Origin of the sequence: Rothia nasimurium (genome assembly GCF_928381415.1) — a bacterium.
Taxonomy (GTDB): Bacteria; Actinomycetota; Actinomycetes; order Actinomycetales; family Micrococcaceae; genus Rothia; species Rothia nasimurium_H.
In genome coordinates this window covers 1-3136 of record NZ_CAKMSF010000018.1, presented here as the reverse complement: position 1 = coordinate 3136, position 3136 = coordinate 1, and the positions used below count along the sequence as shown (strand labels likewise).

At 54.8% G+C, this 3136-nt stretch carries 4 protein-coding genes; all 4 read left to right on the top strand.

Features of this window, described 5'->3' with window-relative positions; genetic code table 11:
• On the top strand, positions 1-309 hold a 309-nt coding region (locus L7A20_RS11755), incomplete at its 5' end, for a helix-turn-helix domain-containing protein (RefSeq protein ID WP_237223668.1).
• Positions 310-433: 124 nt separating this feature from the next.
• Positions 434-922: a ribbon-helix-helix protein, CopG family gene (locus tag L7A20_RS11750; protein WP_237223667.1), complete on the top strand. Its 489-nt coding sequence runs from the start codon at positions 434-436 to the stop codon at positions 920-922.
• A 442-nt stretch (positions 923-1364) separates the two neighbouring features.
• Positions 1365-1997, top strand: a complete 633-nt coding sequence (locus L7A20_RS11745; protein WP_237223666.1) for a hypothetical protein — start codon at positions 1365-1367, stop codon at positions 1995-1997.
• A gap of 409 nt (positions 1998-2406) precedes the next feature.
• On the top strand, positions 2407-3136 hold a 730-nt coding region (locus L7A20_RS11740; RefSeq protein ID WP_237223665.1), incomplete at its 3' end, for a primase C-terminal domain-containing protein.

Below are 3136 nucleotides of genomic sequence, written 5' to 3'. Positions count from 1 at the left end.
AGGAGTATCCAGAAGTTCATGAATGAGCGTTATCAGCCGGTTGAAGCCCGCCGTGAGCCGGGGGAGCCTGTACCTGATGCGGTACGCGAGTTCATGGCTGAAATCGGTCGCAAGGGCGGGAGCCGAAAGACCGAGAAGCAGAAGGCTGTTTTGCAGAAAGCACGCAACGCTTCGTCAGCTGTTCGGAGTGCTCAGGCTATCGGCCGTAAGGCACAGATTCAGGCGCTTAAAGAAGCCGGCTATAAGCAACGGGAAGTTGCCGAAAAACTTGGTGTCAGCTTGCGAACGGTGAAAGGCGCTTGGAACTAAAACCAAGGGTGCAATTTGTGAAGCTTAATCAGGGTATTACCGGTTTCGGCCCCTCGTCTACCCCCTCCGCCTGCTACCCTGACCCTGTGTAAACAATGTCTACTCGAACACGAGGAACCCCACCATGCCCACCTCTAAGCAACCCCGCCACCCCTCCGGCCAAGTCGTCTCAGCTCGTCTAGACCCGACCACCCTTGCCCGTTTGGACGCCCTGGAAGCTCAAACTAACCGAAGCCGAGGCAACTACCTGCGCCTAGCTATCCGTGCCCTACTAGCCGTTATGGAGCAACCCCAGTGGCAGGAGATGCTCGCTCAGAATGGCCCCTCTGCTATCGAACGCCGACTGCAAGAAGTAGCTCAAGGCGCAGCCGAAATGCCCGACTCAGGTACAGCCGAGGTCGAACTCGTCGGCCAGCTTGCCAAAATGATTATGGCCTGGGACGAACGAATCGACCGCTCATCTGACAACCTGGCCCACGCACTGGTAGGAGATTTGGAAAGCACGTTCGAAGAGTATGGCTTCGATGTTGAAGAAGTAGCAGAAGATGTTGAACCCTGGTGGGAGCAACATCAGCACCCCGAACTATGGAAGCAACCCGGCAGGAAAAACTAGCTGAGCAATGAAGCTCAAAACCAGCACAAGCTATACCAACTCCATAGGCCACAGAACCTAAGCAAGGGCACAAAAAGCAACCGAAAAACCAAGATCAAAACAGATGCACAACAAGAGCTAACCCCAGAGAAAAATACACCGACGGTAAGCACCAAAACATAAGCCAATGCCACCACATCAAGAGCTAACCCAGAGCAACAGCTAAAACCAGAGAATACGAAGAAAAATGAATCACACGTGTGGCATTGAAATGCACAAGCTGGGGGAAATTACACCAGAGGCCCTAGCAATCCCGACTTACCGGTAGCCCCTAAATGAGCTAAGACTGGGCATGAAAAAGAGTCCCCCACTGTGCGCGGTCTGCCGTAAGCTCCTGCCCCCAAACCGTTCAAACAACCGCAAGTACTGCTCAGCGTCCTGCCGAGAAAAAGCCAAGTACCGTATGCGGACTAACCGCCCTATTGCTGACCCCATTGATAAATCCACCGAGCTGCAGGAACAGCTAGCTGTGGCTTTGCATCGTAATCAGCGACTCGAACGGCTGGTGAAACGGCAACGGCAAATCAACGCTAGGAACCGCAGTAGAGCACTGGACGCGAAAGACGCGGTTGCAACTGCGCGCAGGCAGAAGGGAAGGATAGAACACCGCATCAACAAATCGGTGGAAGGGCGCATTTCCGCCTACCTGGAACGCATTGCGACTTTGGAAATCGAAGCTGAAACATTGCGAAAGAAAAACGCGCAAGCGCAACAGCACATTCAAGAGCTACAGTTCGCGCACCAGTTCGCAATTGACCAATCGCAACACTTCAAAAAGGAAATGAAGACCGCTGCATCTGCCATTGCCAAACTCAAAGCCTCGCTGTCTGCTCCATCGGCAATTTTCGTGGATTACCGCTATTTCGCCCGTTGGTACTTCCAGAAAAAGCCCAAACGAGAGTGGGATGACCATGATTACAACCGGCTCCAGAGGCTTAACACCTACGTGAAATCAGCAAGTACCGCCCAGCAGGCCAGGAACCTCCGGCAGGGGCAGAAGCCGAAGGCACGTGTGCGGATGAATCGCTTCCAGTAAATGCCAACTGTTCGATTTGGAACAGTTGAAGATACTACTGTAAACATTGTTTACGCAATATCGGGTTAGAAGACAGACCGAGTACCTTGGAAAACTTTGTTTACCCTTGTCAGTTCGTCTTTTCCTGACCTTGTGTCGCCGGTTTGCGGCGCATTGTAGCCCCGGGTCTTGCTGGGTCAAGGGCACCTGCGGTGGCGCTTGCGCGCTGGCGCAGGCGCCACCCTTGACCTGCGCTAGATCCGGGGCCGATGCTCCGCGTATCACCGGCGACGCAAGGCCCTGAAAAGCCTGTCTGGGCCGGGAACGTGTAGGCTTAGACCAGTTTTAGACAAAAAAAGAACCGGAAGTGTTGGAGCACTTCCGGTTCAGAAAATTCCATCCGGGCATTACTTCGAAAGGAATTAAAGCTTTGACCACCAGTCTACCAGCGCTGGTAACCACTGCAACCCCCGCGCATCGGTTCGCCGTACACATCACAGACAGTCAGCGGGTCTTTCTCTGCTCAGACACCAAGAGCGCACCGCTGACCAAGACCCTACGGGCAGACCTACACAAGTACGAGTTTTACCAACCCAGCCCAGCTTTTTGCCGTGCCCTGGTTATCGACATCGACCACATTTTCGCGCCGAATTACGTCTTTGATTTGCCCCGCGAAATTTACCCCCACGCCGTGGTTTTTACCTCCCAGGGCGTACAAGCTTTCTGGCTTATCGAGGGCGTCCCGCTCACCAGCAAAGCCCACCAAGCCCCTATCCGATTCGCGAGGGACGTTGCCGAGCTTCTACGCCGTGCCTGTGCCGGTGACCCAGCGGTGAACGCTCTTAGCCCCTCAAAGTGCCGTAACCCGCTCTATGAGGGCGCTGAGGTGGTTTATCCGGCTGATTGCCCGCCCTATGCCCTCAAAGCCCTCTCAGGGACACTCAGGGCCTTTCTGAGGGGTTCTGAGGCTCTAGAGGCTACTGAAGTCGGTCCAGTCCCTCCTGCGCGGGTCTGGGGCGAATTGGCCGAGGGACAGCGGAACGAGACGATTTTTCAGACCTGCCGACGCGCTGCCTATCGGGGCGAGGACTTTGAGAAACTGGCTTATGAGCTGAATAGCCAGTGCCAGCCACCGCTACCAGTCTCTGAGGTCGCCGGAA